Consider the following 13975-nt stretch of genomic DNA (forward strand, 5'->3'; position numbering starts at 1 on the left):
GTCAGCTCTCTTCCTCAAGGACAAAGTCCTCGTCCGTGAAGTCCTCGATCTCATCCTCATCGAGAAATTCGATCTCCTCCCGCTTACCTTCGGGATAGATGGTCGGCGTCGGGTCCCACTGGCGGTACTCCCACCGCGCGTGGGTGGTGATCTGCTTGATGCTGTCCTCTGGCATGTTGGCGCGAGCCGCCTCCATGGCCGCTGTCACCACGTCTTCGTACGTGTCCCTCAAGCGGCTTTCTCGGGTCACCTTATTGTTGACCTCGATCTCCAGCTTCACCGTGAGGATCTTCTTGAAGCCCACGCGCCCCTCCATCGTCGTTGGATGACCAGTCTGATCCGCAGCACCGGCAGGCCGCTGGTGGTCTCGGAAGTCGATGCCGAGAACCCTCAAGTGGATACGTTCGAGTGAACCCGTGGTGGGCGACCTTGAGGACGCCCGCACCAGACAGTCGCCGGGCGGCGGGGATCGCGCCAGGACCCGTAAGGTCGGGGGTTCCAGTTCTCCGAGCAGCAGCAGGCGCAGGTCTCCGGTCCGGACAAGCATGGCCATGCTGGCGTCGTTCGGGCTCTCCGGTGCGGGAGGCGACGGGTGCGCGGGGGTGACCGGCGCGGCCGGCGGCTCCAGCGGTCCCGTGAAAGCAAGGAAGAGCCCCGCCCGGGTAGTCGGGGCTCTTCGCGTGGTCCTACTGACAGTTCTGCCCGGTGAGGAGCCGCGACTCCAGGACCTGGTTCTTCGGGTAGGCCCGTTCGCGCAGGTCAGGCGGGAAGAAGCACCGAAAACTCAAGGGGTGCCCTACTTCCACCGTTTGAAGGGCCGGTCGAGGGTGTACTTGCCGTCCTCCCCCAGAACGAGCATCCGCATCTCGGCGTTCCCCGGGTTCGAGAGCGACTCGAACTCCGCCACGGTCCAGTGGAACCACCGCATGCAGAACAGCCGCATGGCCAGACCGTGGGTGACGATCAGGACGTTCGGGGGGTGGTCGGGGGCCTCGAAGCTGCGGAACAGGCTCTCCAGGAAGCCGCCGACCCGGTCGTAGACGTCGGCTCCGGACTCCCCCTGGGCGAACCGGTAGAAGAAGTGCCCGTAGGCGTCCCGGTAGGCCTTCTGCAGACGCACGTCCTCACGGTCCTGCCAGTTGCCCCAGTCCTGCTCGCGCAGCCTCGGTTCCTCGCGCACGCGTATCCGCCCCGGGTCGAGCCGGAAGGCGCTCAGCGTCTGGTGCGTGCGGCGGTAGGGGGAGACGTAGACGCTGACGCGCTCATGGCCGAAGAGTTCCCGCAACCGCTCACCCGTCTCCTCCGCCTGCCGTCTGCCCCGCCCGGTCAGGGCCAGGGCGTGATCGGGTTCGCGCTCGTAGACGGAGTCATCAACATTGCCCGTTGATTCGCCGTGTCGGACAAGGACGATGCGCCGTGGTCGTGCCATGCCAAGACCCTAGATCGAGTGACGGCCGGACGAGCACTCGTGCGGGCCCCATACGGCGTAGGTCACACACATCCCGCACCCCGCGTCACGCCGGCGTGCACCGTTGCGTGCCCGGACATCACACCGTCCAGGCCGATTCCATCTCCACGATGTCCCCCGCCAGGGCCGCGACGTCGGCCTCCGTCTGCGCCCTCAGCGCGAGGCGCTCCACCCGCTCGGTGCGGTACTTGCCGTGCTCGGCGGCCGACCGCCACATCGACAGCACCAGGAACTCGTGCCCGGGCGCCTCTCCGAACAGTCCCCGGACCATGCCGGGCGATCCGGCCATGGCCGGGTTCCAGACCTTCTCCTGCATCAGCACGAAGTGTTCCGACCGCTCCTCGTGCACGCGGCACAGCGCCACCCTGAGCAGGTCGGCGTCCGTGAAACGCGGTTCGAAGCCGGTCTTCACGTCGAAGCGGTGGTCGAAGAGCCTGACCTGGGCGTCCTTGAACGTGCCCGACTGGGCCGAGGCGAGCCGGTCGTGGGAGCGGGCCATGAACGAGTCGTAGAAGGCGCGGCTCTCCCAGAAGGAGAAGATGTGCGCCACGTCCGGCCGCCCCCGGCTCCAGCCTCCGCCCTGCCCGCGAAACCCCGGCTCCCCCAGAAGCCCCGCCCACTTCCGCTGCCCCCGCTCGAACCCGCGGCGGTCCACCACGGTGCAGCGAATCCACTTGACCAGCACCGCGCCATCGTAAGGCCAGGGAGCGTGGCGCCGGTCACCCTCGGGGTGACTGCTTACCGGCATCCGCCACCACGCGCGTGGCAGGATGGGCAACCTGTCGGGAACGCCCGGCAGTTGGGGTGAGCGGTAGGACGGCCACGGGGAAGGGGAAGACTGGTGAACGGCCTCAACAAGGGCATCCGCAAGGTCGAGATCTCGCTGAGGTGGGACCCGAGTCCGTCGGGGCAGCCCTCCACCGACCTGGATCTCGTCGCCGCGCCCTATCCGGCGGACGCCCCGCACGGCGATCCCGCCTACGTGGTGCACTTCGACAGTCGCTCTCCCGACGGCACCATCACGCTCAACCGGGACAGCAAGGACGGCCAGGGCTTCGGCTACGACGAGGTCATGACGCTGGAACTGGACCGGCTCGACCAGCGGTACGCGCGCGTGGTGGTCGGCGTCGTCATACAGCAGCACCAGGGGCGGCGGACGTTCTCCGGGGTGGGCAACCCCGGTCTGCGCATCCGCGAGGGGTACACCGTGCTGGCCGAGGACGACTTCGGCGGTGTCCTCGGGGCCACGGCGGCGACGGTCGCGGAGTTCGTCCGGGACGGGTCGGGGCCCTGGGAGTTCCGCCCCGGTGTCCAGGGCTTCGAGGGCGACCCGGCGACCTTCACCCGTGCGATGGGGACGTCGCGCCGGGCCTGACCCACGAAGAACACCGAGGGCGGTGGCGCCGGAACACCGGCACCACCGCCCTCAGCCGTTCCCTCACACCCGGGCAGCGCCCGGATGCGTCAGCCGCGTCAGCTGCAGCCGCTGGTCGAGCCGCAGCCCTCGCAGATGTAGCAGGAACCGGCGCGCTGCATCTTCGTACCGCAGGAGAAGCACAGCGGGGCGTCGGCCTGGATGCCCAGCTGCATCTCGACCAGCTCGGCGCTGGTGTGGGCCTGCTTCGGGGCCGGCTTGACCGCCTCGGCCTCGGCCTTCGGCGTGGACACCGCCTTCAGCTCCTGGGCCCGCGGTGCCGACTGGGCCAGGCCCTCGACGTCGACCTCGTCGTCGGAGGGCTCGTACGAACCGGTCTCCAGGTGGCGCTGGCGCTCCTCGGCGGAGTGGATGCCGAGCGCGGAGCGCGTCTCGAAGGGCAGGAAGTCCAGCGCCAGGCGGCGGAAGATGTAGTCGACGATCGACTGCGCCATCCGCACGTCCGGGTCGTCCGTCATACCGGCCGGCTCGAAGCGCATGTTGGTGAACTTCGAGACGTACGTCTCCAGCGGCACGCCGTACTGGAGGCCCACCGAGACGGCGATGGAGAAGGCGTCCATCATGCCCGCGAGCGTCGAACCCTGCTTCGACATCTTCAGGAAGACCTCGCCGAGACCGTCGTCCGGGTAGGAGTTGGCGGTCATGTAGCCCTCGGCGCCGCCGACCGTGAAGGAGGTGGTGATGCCCGGGCGGCCCTTCGGGAGGCGCTTGCGGACCGGGCGGTACTCGACCACCTTCTCGACCGCGGCCCGGATCGTCTCCTCGGCCTTCTCGGTGACCTCGGCCTTCTCCTTCTCCTTGGTCTTCGCGGAGAGCGGCTGACCGACCTTGCAGTTGTCGCGGTAGATGGCGAGCGCCTTGACGCCCAGCTTCCAGGCCTCGAAGTAGATCTCCTCGACCTCCTCGACGGTCGCCGTCTCCGGCATGTTGACCGTCTTGGAGATGGCGCCGGAGATCCAGGGCTGGATCGCGGCCATCATGCGGACGTGGCCCATCGGGGAGATGGCGCGCTCGCCCATGGCGCAGTCGAACACCTCGTAGTGCTCGTGCTTGAGGCCGGGGGCGTCGATCACATTGCCGTGGTCGGCGATGTGGGCGACGATCGCCTCGATCTGCTCCTCCTGGTAGCCCAGGCGGCGCAGGGCCTGCGGGACGGTGCCGTTGACGATCTGCATCGAGCCGCCGCCGACCAGCTTCTTGAACTTCACCAGCGCCAGGTCGGGCTCGACACCGGTGGTGTCGCAGGACATCGCCAGACCGATGGTGCCGGTCGGGGCGAGCACGGACGCCTGGGCGTTGCGGAAGCCGTTCTTCTCGCCGAGGCGGACCACGTCCTGCCAGGCCTCGGTGGCGGCGGCCCACACCGGGGTGTCCAGGTCGTCCATGCGCACGGCGGTGCCGTTGGCGTCGGCGTGCTGCTTCATGACGCGCTTGTGGGCGTCGGCGTTGCGGGCGTAGCCGTCGTACGGGCCGACGATCGCGGCGAGTTCGGCGGAGCGCCGGTACGCCGTGCCCGTCATCAGGGAGGTGATGGCGCCGGCGAGGGCGCGGCCGCCGTCGGAGTCGTAGGCGTGGCCGGTCGCCATCAGCAGGGCGCCGAGGTTGGCGTAGCCGATGCCGAGCTGGCGGAAGGCGCGGGTGTTCTCGCCGATCTTCTGGGTCGGGAAGTCCGCGAAGCAGATCGAGATGTCCATCGCGGTGATGACCAGCTCGACGACCTTCTGGAAGCGCTCGGTCTCGAAGGACTGGTTGCCCTGGCTGTCGTCCTTGAGGAACTTCATCAGGTTCAGCGAGGCCAGGTTGCAGGACGTGTTGTCCAGGTGCATGTACTCGCTGCACGGGTTCGACGCGGTGATCCGGCCGGACTCGGGGCAGGTGTGCCAGTTGTTGATGACACCGTCGTACTGGATGCCCGGGTCGGCGCAGGCCCAGGCGGCCTCGGCGAGCTTGCGGAAGAGCGCCTTGGCGTCGACCTCCTCGATGACCTCGCCGGTCATCCGGGCGCGCAGGCCGAACTTGCCGCCCTCCTCGACCGCCCGCATGAACTCGTCGTTGACGCGAACCGAGTTGTTGGCGTTCTGGTACTGGACGGAGGCGATGTCGTCGCCGCCCAGGTCCATGTCGAAGCCCGCGTCGCGCAGGACGCGGATCTTCTCCTCTTCCTTGACCTTGGTCTCGATGAAGTCCTCGATGTCCGGGTGGTCCACGTCGAGGACGACCATCTTGGCCGCGCGGCGGGTGGCGCCGCCGGACTTGATCGTTCCGGCGGAGGCGTCGGCTCCACGCATGAAGGAGACCGGGCCGGAGGCGTTGCCGCCGGAGGACAGCAGCTCCTTGGAGGAGCGGATCCGGGAGAGGTTCAGGCCGGCGCCGGAACCGCCCTTGAAGATCATGCCCTCTTCCTTGTACCAGTCGAGGATCGACTCCATGGAGTCGTCGACGGACAGGATGAAGCAGGCCGAGACCTGCTGCGGCTGGGGCGTGCCCACGTTGAACCACACGGGGCTGTTGAAGCTGAAGATCTGGTGCAGGAGGGCGTACGCCAGCTCGTGCTCGAAGATCTCGGCGTCGGAGGGCGAGGCGAAGTACCCGTGGTCCTCACCGGCCTTCCGGTACGTCTTCACGATGCGGTCGATCAGCTGCTTGAGGCCGGTCTCGCGCTGCGGGGTGCCCACGGCGCCCCGGAAGTACTTGCTGGTGACGATGTTGACCGCGTTCACCGACCAGAAGTCGGGGAACTCGACGCCGCGCTGCTCGAAGTTGACCGAGCCGTCGCGCCAGTTGGTCATGACGACGTCACGGCGCTCCCAGGCCACCTCGTCGTACGGGTGGACTCCGGGAGTGGTGTGGATGCGCTCGATACGCAGTCCCTTGCCGGCCTTGTTGCTCTTGGCTCGGGAACTCCGTGCCGGACCGCTCGCCGTCTCTGTCATGCCGCCTCCCTGTACGGGCGAAAACGCCCTGAAGTGCCCCGATTGTTCCCGTGGCACGGTGTTCTGTCTGGTGCTGCGGGCACCCACTCATCCGCCCGCAACAGGTCTTCTCATCGCCGCCGCCCGGCCGGCCCCCGCGTCTGGCGCGCCGGGCCGGCCCGCCGGTCAGCCGGCGGCGGGAGCGGGCGCGGGGACCTGGACGGCCCCGCCGGACCCGCTGTCGTCTTCCTGGCCCCCCGGGGCGGCTCCCTCGCCGTCCCCGTCGTGCCTGTCGTCCGCGGCGGGCCGCTCCGCCCGCCTGAGTTCCGCGATCGCGGCCTCGAAGTCCTCCAGCGAGTCGAACGCCCGGTAGACGGACGCGAACCGCAGATAGGCGACGAGGTCGAGTTCCTGCAGCGGGCCGAGGATGGCCAGCCCCACGTCGTGGGTGGTCAGCTCGGCGCTTCCGGTGGCCCGCACCGCCTCCTCGACGCGCTGCCCGAGCTGGGCGAGGGCGTCCTCGGTGACGGGCCGCCCCTGGCACGCCTTGCGCACCCCGTTGATGACCTTGGTGCGGCTGAAGGGCTCGGTGACTCCGGACCGCTTGACCACCATGAGCGAACACGTCTCCACGGTCGTGAAACGACGGGAGCAGTCCGGACACTGGCGGCGCCTGCGGATCGACGTGCCGTCGTCGGTCGTACGGCTGTCGACGACACGGCTGTCGGGGTGCCTGCAGAAGGGGCAGTGCATGAACTCCCAACCCTCCTCACAGCAGACTCGATGGCCTCGCGGGGCCTCTCGGGCCTCACGAAGCAGCACCAGCATAGGCGATCTCGAAAGGCCCGAAGACCCGGGGGACCACAACTTCTGGGCTGCTGCCGTAATCCAACCACTAGATGTGGTGATTGACTCATACATCCACGACTGCACGCGTGTCGCGCACGTCGGGGCGGGCAGGACACGCCGGACGATGGGGGGACGCCGTGCCGGAGGCGGGGAGGGGGTGTGCGACTCCCGAAGAGAGCGGGACCGCTTCACGCGCCACGGAGTACCCGATGGCAGACTGAGGCCCGCAACCGCGAGGTCATCGCCTCAGCGGTGAAGAGTACAACCCTTGGCCCGTTCACCCGGCGGGAAGCACGGCGACCGATACACCTTGACGAGAGATGGCGTACGACGATTCGCGATTTTTCACTCGAACGTGTGTTTGGCGCAACCTTTCGAAAGCAACTACCGTTGTGCTGCAGGGAGACCATCGAGAGGGGCCGACGTGACCACCACCGCAGACAGTGCCGCCATCACTGCCCAGGACCGCCCCCAGGGCCGGATCGAGCCGGTACACGCGATGAACGAAGCCACGAATCCCGAGGGGCACAAGCGCTCCCTGCCGGGCCGACCTCCCGGCATCCGGGCGGACAGCTCCGGACTCACCGACCGCCAGCGCCGGGTGATCGAGGTCATCAGGGACTCGGTGCAGCGTCGCGGCTACCCGCCGTCGATGCGCGAGATCGGCCAGGCGGTCGGTCTCTCCAGCACGTCCTCCGTGGCCCACCAGCTGATGGCCCTGGAGCGCAAGGGCTTCCTGCGCCGCGACCCGCACCGCCCGCGCGCCTACGAGGTGCGCGGCTCCGACCAGGCCGCCTCCGTGCAGCCCACGGACACCGCCGGCAAGCCGGCCGCGTCCTACGTGCCCCTGGTCGGCCGTATCGCCGCCGGTGGCCCGATCCTCGCCGAGGAGTCCGTCGAGGACGTCTTCCCCCTCCCCCGGCAGCTCGTCGGTGACGGTGAGCTGTTCGTGCTGAAGGTCGTGGGCGACTCCATGATCGAGGCCGCGATCTGTGACGGCGACTGGGTGACGGTCCGCCGCCAGCCGGTCGCCGAGAACGGGGACATCGTCGCGGCCATGCTCGACGGCGAGGCGACCGTCAAGCGCTTCAAGCGGGAGGACGGCCATGTCTGGCTGCTCCCGCACAACGCGGCCTACGAGCCGATCCCGGGCGACGACGCGACCATTCTGGGCAAGGTGGTGGCCGTTCTGCGGCGCGTCTGAGCACGGCGCGGGGCCGGCCCGTACGGCCGCCCCGCCCCTGACCGGGCCCCGGGACCCCTGCGCCGGTTCCGGGGTCCTGTGCTGTCCGGACGGACCGACTGCGGCCGCCGCTTCCGGTGGGTGACGTGTGCTTCCGGTGGGTGGCGTGCCGCGGCACGCCACCCACTCACTGCTCCGTCGTCCCGGCCTCCGCCCGTTGCGCCGCCGCGTCGATCGCGGCCAGCGACTTCCTGGCCTGGTTGCGGTCCGTGGTGTACCAGAAGTCGGGCAGTGAAGCCTTCAGATAGCTGCCGTACCGGGCAGTGGCCAGCCGCTGGTCCAGTACGGCCACCACGCCCCGGTCGCCCGAGGCGCGCACCAGACGGCCGGCGCCCTGCGCCATCAGCAGCGCCGCATGGGTGGCGGCGACCGCCATGAAGCCGTTGCCGCCGGCTTCCTCCACGGCCTTCTGGCGGGCGCTCATCAAGGGATCGTCCGGGCGCGGGAAGGGGATCTTGTCCATGACCACCAGCTGACAGCTCGGACCCGGTACGTCGACACCCTGCCAGAGCGACAGGGTGCCGAAGAGGCAGGTCTTCGGGTCGGCCGCGAAGTTCTTGATCAGTTCGCCGAGCGTCTCCTCCCCCTGGAGGAGGATCGGGAACTCCGGGATGCGGGAGCGCAGCTCCTCGGCGGCGAGCTGGGCGGCCCGCATCGAGGAGAACAGCCCCAGGGTGCGGCCGCCCGCCGCCTGGATCAGCTCGGTGAGCTCGTCCAGCATGTCCCCGCGGTCACCGTCACGGGCCGGACGCGCCAGATGCTTCGCGACGTAGAGGATGCCCTGCCTGGGGTAGTCGAACGGCGAGCCGACGTCGACGCCCTTCCACTGGGGAAGGTCATCGCCTTCGGCGCCCTCGGGACCGAGCCCCAGGGACGCTCCCACGCCGTTGAAGTCGCCGCCCAGCTTCAGCGTCGCGGAGGTCAGGATCACGGAGCGGTCGGTGAAGAGCTTCTCCCGCAGCAGGCCCGAGACGGACATGGGGGCGACGCGCAGGGACGCCCCGAAACGGTCGTGCCGCTCGTACCAGACGACGTCCCACTCGGAGCCGTGCGTGATCCGCTCCGCCACGTCGTGCACGCTCTCCACGGAGGCCAGCGCCTGTTTGCGGACCGCGTCCTCGTCCTGGACGGACTTGTCGCGGGTGTTGCCGAGGGCGGAGATGACGGTGCGGCAGGCGTCGCGCAGCGCCATGAGCGCGTATCCGAGGTCCTCCGGGATCTCCTCCAGTCGGCCCGGAAGGGCCAGCTCCATCAGCCGTTCGAATCCTTCGGCGGCGGTCTGGAGCTGGTCGGCGGCCTTCTCGTCGACGAGCTTCGCGGCGCGCCGCACCGCGCGGTTGACCTGCCCGGGGGTGAGCTCCCCGGTGGCGACTCCGGTGACCCGGGAGACCAGCTCATGGGCCTCGTCGACGATCAGCACCTCGTGCTGCGGAAGCACCGGGGCGCCCTCGATGGCGTCGATCGCGAGCAGGGCGTGGTTGGTGACGACCACCTCGGCCAGCTTGGCGCGCTCACGGGCCATCTCGGCGAAGCACTCGGCGCCGTAGGCGCACTTGGTGGCGCCCAGGCACTCCCGTGACGACACCGACACCTGGGACCAGGCCCGGTCGGACACTCCCGGCGTGAGGTCGTCCCGGTCGCCGGTCTCCGTCTCGTCGGACCAGTCGCGCAGGCGCAGCAGGTCCTGGCCCAGTCTGCTGGTGGGCGCGGCCGCCTCGAACTGGTCGAAGAGCCCTTCCTCCTCGTCCTGCGGCACGCCCTCGTGCAGCCGGTGCAGGCACAGATAGTTGGAGCGGCCCTTGAGCATCGCGAACTCCGGGCGGCGGCGCAGCAGCGGATGCAGTGACTCCACCGTGCGCGGCAGGTCCCGCTCCACCAGCTGGCGCTGCAGGGCCAGGGTGGCCGTCGCCACCACCACCCGCTCCCCCTGCGCGAGCGCGGGCACCAGATAGCCCAGCGACTTTCCGGTGCCGGTGCCGGCCTGGACCAGCAGATGGGCTCCGTCGTCGATCGCCTCGGCGACGGCTTCGGCCATGGCCACCTGGCCGGGGCGCTCCGTGCCGCCGACGGCGGCGACGGCGGCGTGCAGGAGTTCGGGGAGTGAGGGCTTCGTCATAGCGCGACCACCCTACGGCCCGGCACTGACATTCGTGCGATCACTGCGGAGGCTGGGGATGTGATCAAGACGAGGGCTCCTCTGTCGGGTGGGGTGAGGACTGAAGAGTTGCTGGGGCGTGGCACGGACAGGCCGTGCCGGGGCAGGTGGCCGGGAAACCGCCGCGGCGCGAGTGGGAACCGCGGCGGCGTGAGCGGTGTACCAGTTGTGAGAGCACAGTGACGGAGCGCTACATCAGATGACGCAGGGAGCGGTCCCGGACCATGAGGGCGGCCCGCTTGGTGGGCAGATCGACCTCGGCCGAGAAGCGGAAGCCTGCGTTGAGGAAGGCGGTGACGGAGGGAATGTTGCGCAGGTCGGGTTCCGCGACGACGCGCGGCGAGACGGGCCTCCTGGCGAGGGCGAGGTCGGCGACCGCTCTGAGCAGGACGCTGCCGAGGCCCCGCCCCCGGTCGCCGGCGGCGCCGATGAGGACGTGGAGTCCGGTGTCGTGGGGCAGGGCCGGGTAGTGGCGGGCCAAGGGGTCGAGGTCCGCGCGGTAGACCTCCCAGTAGCTCATCGGCGTACCGTCCAGGACGCCGAGGCACGGAACGCTACGTCCGTCACCGGCGAGCTGGGCCCGCAGGTGGCCGGCCGTCACGGCCGGCGGTCCGGAGAGTTCCCAGTACACGGCGACGGCCGGGTCGTTCATCCACCGCGACAGGAGAGGCAGATCCCGCTCGATCCGGACGGGGACGAGCCGGAACAGGCCCGCGGGAGTGCGGGCCGGGCCCCAGTCGCCGATGTGGTCGGACATCACGGGTGCAGGGGGTTGGCGATGGTGACGTAGACGGACTGGGTGTCGACCGGGCCGACGAGTTCGTCGAGGCCGTGCAGCCGGGTCAGCAGGTTCGCCTTGCAGCGCAGGACGGGTGAGTCCAGCAGGCGGGCGGGCAGCGTGCTGCGCGTCCGGGCCGGTCCGGTGGAGACGTCGGTGAGGAACCAGCGGAAGGCGGCGAGCAGCAGACGTTCGTCGGCCAGGCGCTGGGAGCCGAAGGCGCCGATGAGCCCGAGGACGTTGTTGACGCCCAGGTAGTAGGCGAAGCGTTCGTCGGTGACCTCGTCGGAGACGAAGGTGTCGCTGTGCTCGCCGATGCCGGGCAGCCGGGCGTCGAGTTCCGCGCGTCGCGACGCGCGGAAGTAGTAGCCCTGGTTGTCCCGGTAGCGTCCGCCCGCGGGCCAGCCGTCGGCGTCCAGCAGCAGCAGGGTGTTCTGCTGATGCGCCTCAAGGGCGATGCCGGCCTCTCCGTCCAGCCACAGCACGGGTCGCACCACGTGTTCCAGGTACCGCAGGAACCACTCGGCGGCGACGGCCGCGGACGGTCGCCCCGTGCGACCGGTGAGGCGGGTGACGATCTCGGCCAGCCGGGATCCCGTACGGCCACCGGGGCGGGGCCGAGGCGAGAGCAGTCCGGCGACGCAGGCGACGTCGTCGTGCGGCTGGAACGGGTTGTGCCGGATCACCACGTCGAGTCCGGGCACGGGGTCGCCGGCCGGTGTGTCCACGGCGATCCAGGCCGGGTCCCGGACGATGTCGAAGCCGGGGTGCGCGGCCCGCCACCGCCGGGACAGTCCGGTGCGCAGCAGGCGGTGGACCTCGACCCCCCGGTGGAGTTCCTTGCGGAGGTTCTCCCGGCGGGAGTTGGTGATGCGCAGGCCCAGGGACAGCTTGAGCATGGCCGGGGCGCCGGTCCGGTGGACGGTGCGTACGGAGGAGGTGGGGTGCCACGGGGCACCGTGGCCACCGAGGTCGCGGAGCAGGCCGGCGTCCAGCAGCGCGGCGACCTCGGGGCGGTGGCGGACCTGGCTCAGTTGCCAGGGGTGCACGGGGAGAGCCGCGTAGCCGTCGGGCAGCGGCAGTCCGGGGCCGGCGAGACGTGCGGTGAGGCGGGCCGCGGGGACGGGGCGTCCGCGCTCGGTCCAGGCGGAGTCGGTGGCGAGCAGGGACGGGGCGACAGCCATCCAGTGCAGCGGGAAGGAGCCGCGCGACTCGGGAGAGTACCGCTGTGCCTCGGCGTCGGAGAGGCCCTCGCGGCTCTTCGGGTCCGGGTGCAGCGGATGCCCGAGAACGAGTGATTGTTCGGCGGCGAGGAAGAGGTCGGGATGGTCGGCCGTGTTCGCCCGCCGGTCGCTGACGAAGGCGGTGACACGCCGTACGGAGTCGGCGACGCGCGCGACCAGGTCGGTGCCGTCACCCGCCGGGGGACGTACCGGTTCCGGAATGCCGGCGTTCTCCCTGCTGAGGAGGGCGGCGAGCAGGACGGCGTCGACCGGTGGGGCGAGGGCCGGGGCATCGGCCAGGCGGGGAGGGCCGAAGCGGTGCCAACCGGTCGGGGACCAGTGGAGCACGGGGACGAGCAAGGCCGTGCCGCTGGCCGGCAGGGGGAGGTGCAGGGTGTCGCCCTCCGGGGCGGGGAGGCCGGTTTCGCGCGCCCAGCAGCGCAGGAGGTTCTCCAGGGCCGCCGTGTGGGCCGTCCGGCGCGGGTCGGGGTGGTCCAGGAGGCCGGTGCCGGTGCTCCCGGGCCGCTCGGTGCCGGGCGGCGTTGTCTCCCGGTGGGGAGCCACGGGGTTCGTGCGGTCGGCCGGTGCGGGGGTCGTGTGCAAGGCGGGTCCTCGGAAAGTGGTGCGGTGACGGGAGGGGGATTCGTGTCGTCAGCCCGTCCGTGCGTGACGGCGGCCGGAGACGCGAGGCTCCCCGTGCGGGTGGTCACGGGCCGCCGTGTGGAGGGCGTCGGCGAGTCGGTCCAGTACCGCGGCCGCCTGTTCCTCCGTGACCGTCAAGGGCGGGAGCAGTCGTACGACGCTCGCGAGGGGGCCGCCGAGGCCGATGATCAGACCGCGTCGCAGGCACTCCCGTCGTACGGCGGCGGCGAGTCCGGGCGCGGCGCGGTCCCGGGGTGTGCCGTCGGACGGCGCCTCCGGGTCCACCACGTCGACCCCGATCAGCAGCCCCCGCCCCCGTACGTCCCCCACACAGGCGAGTTCACCGGCGAGCGTCCGGAGCCGGCTCAGCATGCGGGCGCCCAGGGCGGCCGCGTGTCCGGCGAGACCGTTCTCGCGGACGTGGGCGAGGGTCGCCGTGCCCGCCGCCAGGGCGAGTTGGTTGCCAGTGTGGATGCGGGAGGCGGGCAGGGCGAGGTCGTCGCGGTGGACCACGACGGCCAGGGGCAGGCCGCCCCCGATCGCCGCGGACAGCACCATCGCGTCCGGCGTGATGCCGCTGCGCTCCACGGCCCAGAAGGTGCCGGTCCGTCCGACCCCCGTGAGCGTCTCGTCGACGATCAGCGGGACGGACCGGTCGGCCGTGAGCCGCCGCAACCAGGCGTCCGGCGCCGGGAGCACCCCGCCGTCGTCCCGCACGGGCTCGACGATCGCCCCGGCAGGACGGCGCACATCCGACGCGGTGTCGCCGAGCGCGGACTCCGTCCGGTGGTCGGCGAGTTCGGCACCGGCCCGTCCGGTCGCCGCCCGTACGAGCCGGAGGGCGGTGGCCACCGCGTCGTCACGGCCCGGTCCGCAGAAGCGCACGCGGGCGCGTTCGGCGAGCCCGGGGGGCAGGGTGCGCGACAGTTCGGTGACGAAGGCGTCCTTCACCGGGGTCGCCGGGCCGGGGGCGTGGAGCGGCGCGCCCGAGTCGATGATGCCGCGGATCGCCTCCAGCACGACGGGGTGGTTGTGCCCGAGCGCGAGGGTCCCCGCACCGGAGAGGCAGTCCAGATAGCGCCGGCCGTCCGCGCCCTCGATGGTCATCCCGCGCGCCCGCACCGGGACGACCGGCAGGACACCGGTCCCTCGCCCCTCGTACGTGGATTGCGCCACCGTCCTCGGTCCTCCCCTGTGTTCCCGCCGCACCACGGCACGGGGAATCCGGGTGCGGGCAGCGGATCCCCCACCGCTACCAACCGCGGACCAC

11 protein-coding genes are annotated in these 13975 nt (G+C 70.7%); 2 read left to right on the forward strand and 9 right to left on the reverse strand.

Features of this window, described 5'->3' with window-relative positions; translation table 11 throughout:
- Position 1: 1 nt before the first annotated feature.
- From KUM38_RS06660 to KUM38_RS06670, 3 genes are all read right to left on the reverse strand, one after another.
- Positions 2 to 553 (reverse strand): hypothetical protein, encoded by a 552-nt coding sequence (locus tag KUM38_RS06660; protein ID WP_217128387.1) that lies wholly within the window; start codon positions 551 to 553, stop codon positions 2 to 4.
- 243 nt (positions 554 to 796) lie between these two features.
- Positions 797 to 1429, reverse strand: a complete 633-nt coding sequence (locus KUM38_RS06665; RefSeq protein WP_217128335.1) for a histidine phosphatase family protein — start codon at positions 1427 to 1429, stop codon at positions 797 to 799.
- A gap of 118 nt (positions 1430 to 1547) precedes the next feature.
- Positions 1548 to 2153, reverse strand: a complete 606-nt coding sequence (locus tag KUM38_RS06670) for a YdbC family protein (protein ID WP_073930647.1) — start codon at positions 2151 to 2153, stop codon at positions 1548 to 1550.
- Between the two features lie 156 nt (positions 2154 to 2309).
- Here KUM38_RS06670 and KUM38_RS06675 point away from each other — a divergent pair, with 156 nt between their 5' ends.
- Entirely contained in the window at positions 2310 to 2843 is a 534-nt protein-coding gene (locus tag KUM38_RS06675) for a TerD family protein (protein ID WP_217128336.1), read from the forward strand.
- Between the two features lie 98 nt (positions 2844 to 2941).
- Here the strand turns inward: KUM38_RS06675 and KUM38_RS06680 are convergent, their stop codons facing one another.
- Both KUM38_RS06680 and nrdR read right to left on the reverse strand, forming a co-directional pair.
- On the reverse strand, positions 2942 to 5836 hold the full coding sequence (locus KUM38_RS06680) for a vitamin B12-dependent ribonucleotide reductase (RefSeq protein ID WP_217128337.1): 2895 nt from the start codon (positions 5834 to 5836) through the stop codon (positions 2942 to 2944).
- A gap of 165 nt (positions 5837 to 6001) precedes the next feature.
- Positions 6002 to 6568 (reverse strand): transcriptional regulator NrdR, encoded by a 567-nt coding sequence (nrdR, locus tag KUM38_RS06685; protein ID WP_217128338.1) that lies wholly within the window; start codon positions 6566 to 6568, stop codon positions 6002 to 6004.
- 520 nt (positions 6569 to 7088) lie between these two features.
- Between nrdR and lexA the strand changes: the two genes are divergently transcribed.
- Positions 7089 to 7868, forward strand: a complete 780-nt coding sequence (gene lexA, locus KUM38_RS06690) for a transcriptional repressor LexA (protein WP_030227721.1) — start codon at positions 7089 to 7091, stop codon at positions 7866 to 7868.
- Between the two features lie 166 nt (positions 7869 to 8034).
- On the opposite strand, the gene KUM38_RS06695 is transcribed toward lexA, so the two are convergent.
- The 4 genes from KUM38_RS06695 to KUM38_RS06710 form a co-directional block, all read right to left on the reverse strand.
- Positions 8035 to 10023, reverse strand: a complete 1989-nt coding sequence (locus KUM38_RS06695) for an ATP-dependent DNA helicase (protein WP_217128339.1) — start codon at positions 10021 to 10023, stop codon at positions 8035 to 8037.
- A gap of 229 nt (positions 10024 to 10252) precedes the next feature.
- The gene (locus KUM38_RS06700; protein WP_217128381.1) at positions 10253 to 10924 is read right to left on the reverse strand and encodes a GNAT family N-acetyltransferase; all 672 of its coding nucleotides are present in this window, start codon (positions 10922 to 10924) and stop codon (positions 10253 to 10255) included.
- Positions 10819 to 12666, reverse strand: coding sequence for an IucA/IucC family protein (locus tag KUM38_RS06705; RefSeq protein ID WP_217128340.1), 1848 nt, complete (start codon positions 12664 to 12666; stop codon positions 10819 to 10821). Before KUM38_RS06705 ends, KUM38_RS06700 begins: the two co-directional genes overlap by 106 nt.
- A gap of 48 nt (positions 12667 to 12714) precedes the next feature.
- Positions 12715 to 13929: an aminotransferase class III-fold pyridoxal phosphate-dependent enzyme gene (locus KUM38_RS06710; protein ID WP_217128382.1), complete on the reverse strand. Its 1215-nt coding sequence runs from the start codon at positions 13927 to 13929 to the stop codon at positions 12715 to 12717.
- Positions 13930 to 13975: the final 46 nt, after the last annotated feature.

It is taken from the genome of Streptomyces sp. AC558_RSS880 (assembly GCF_019049255.1).
Classification (GTDB): domain Bacteria; phylum Actinomycetota; class Actinomycetes; order Streptomycetales; family Streptomycetaceae; genus Streptomyces.

Bases quoted from the DNA above. Each gene is read 5' to 3' on its own strand.
- KUM38_RS06660 (WP_217128387.1), bottom strand. From the start codon at position 553: ATGGCCATGCTTGTCCGGACCGGAGACCTGCGCCTGCTGCTGCTCGGA.
- KUM38_RS06665 (WP_217128335.1), bottom strand. From the start codon at position 1,429: ATGGCACGACCACGGCGCATCGTCCTTGTCCGACACGGCGAATCAACG.
- KUM38_RS06680 (WP_217128337.1), bottom strand. From the start codon at position 5,836: ATGACAGAGACGGCGAGCGGTCCGGCACGGAGTTCCCGAGCCAAGAGC.
- nrdR (WP_217128338.1), bottom strand. From the start codon at position 6,568: ATGCACTGCCCCTTCTGCAGGCACCCCGACAGCCGTGTCGTCGACAGC.
- KUM38_RS06695 (WP_217128339.1), bottom strand. From the start codon at position 10,023: ATGACGAAGCCCTCACTCCCCGAACTCCTGCACGCCGCCGTCGCCGCC.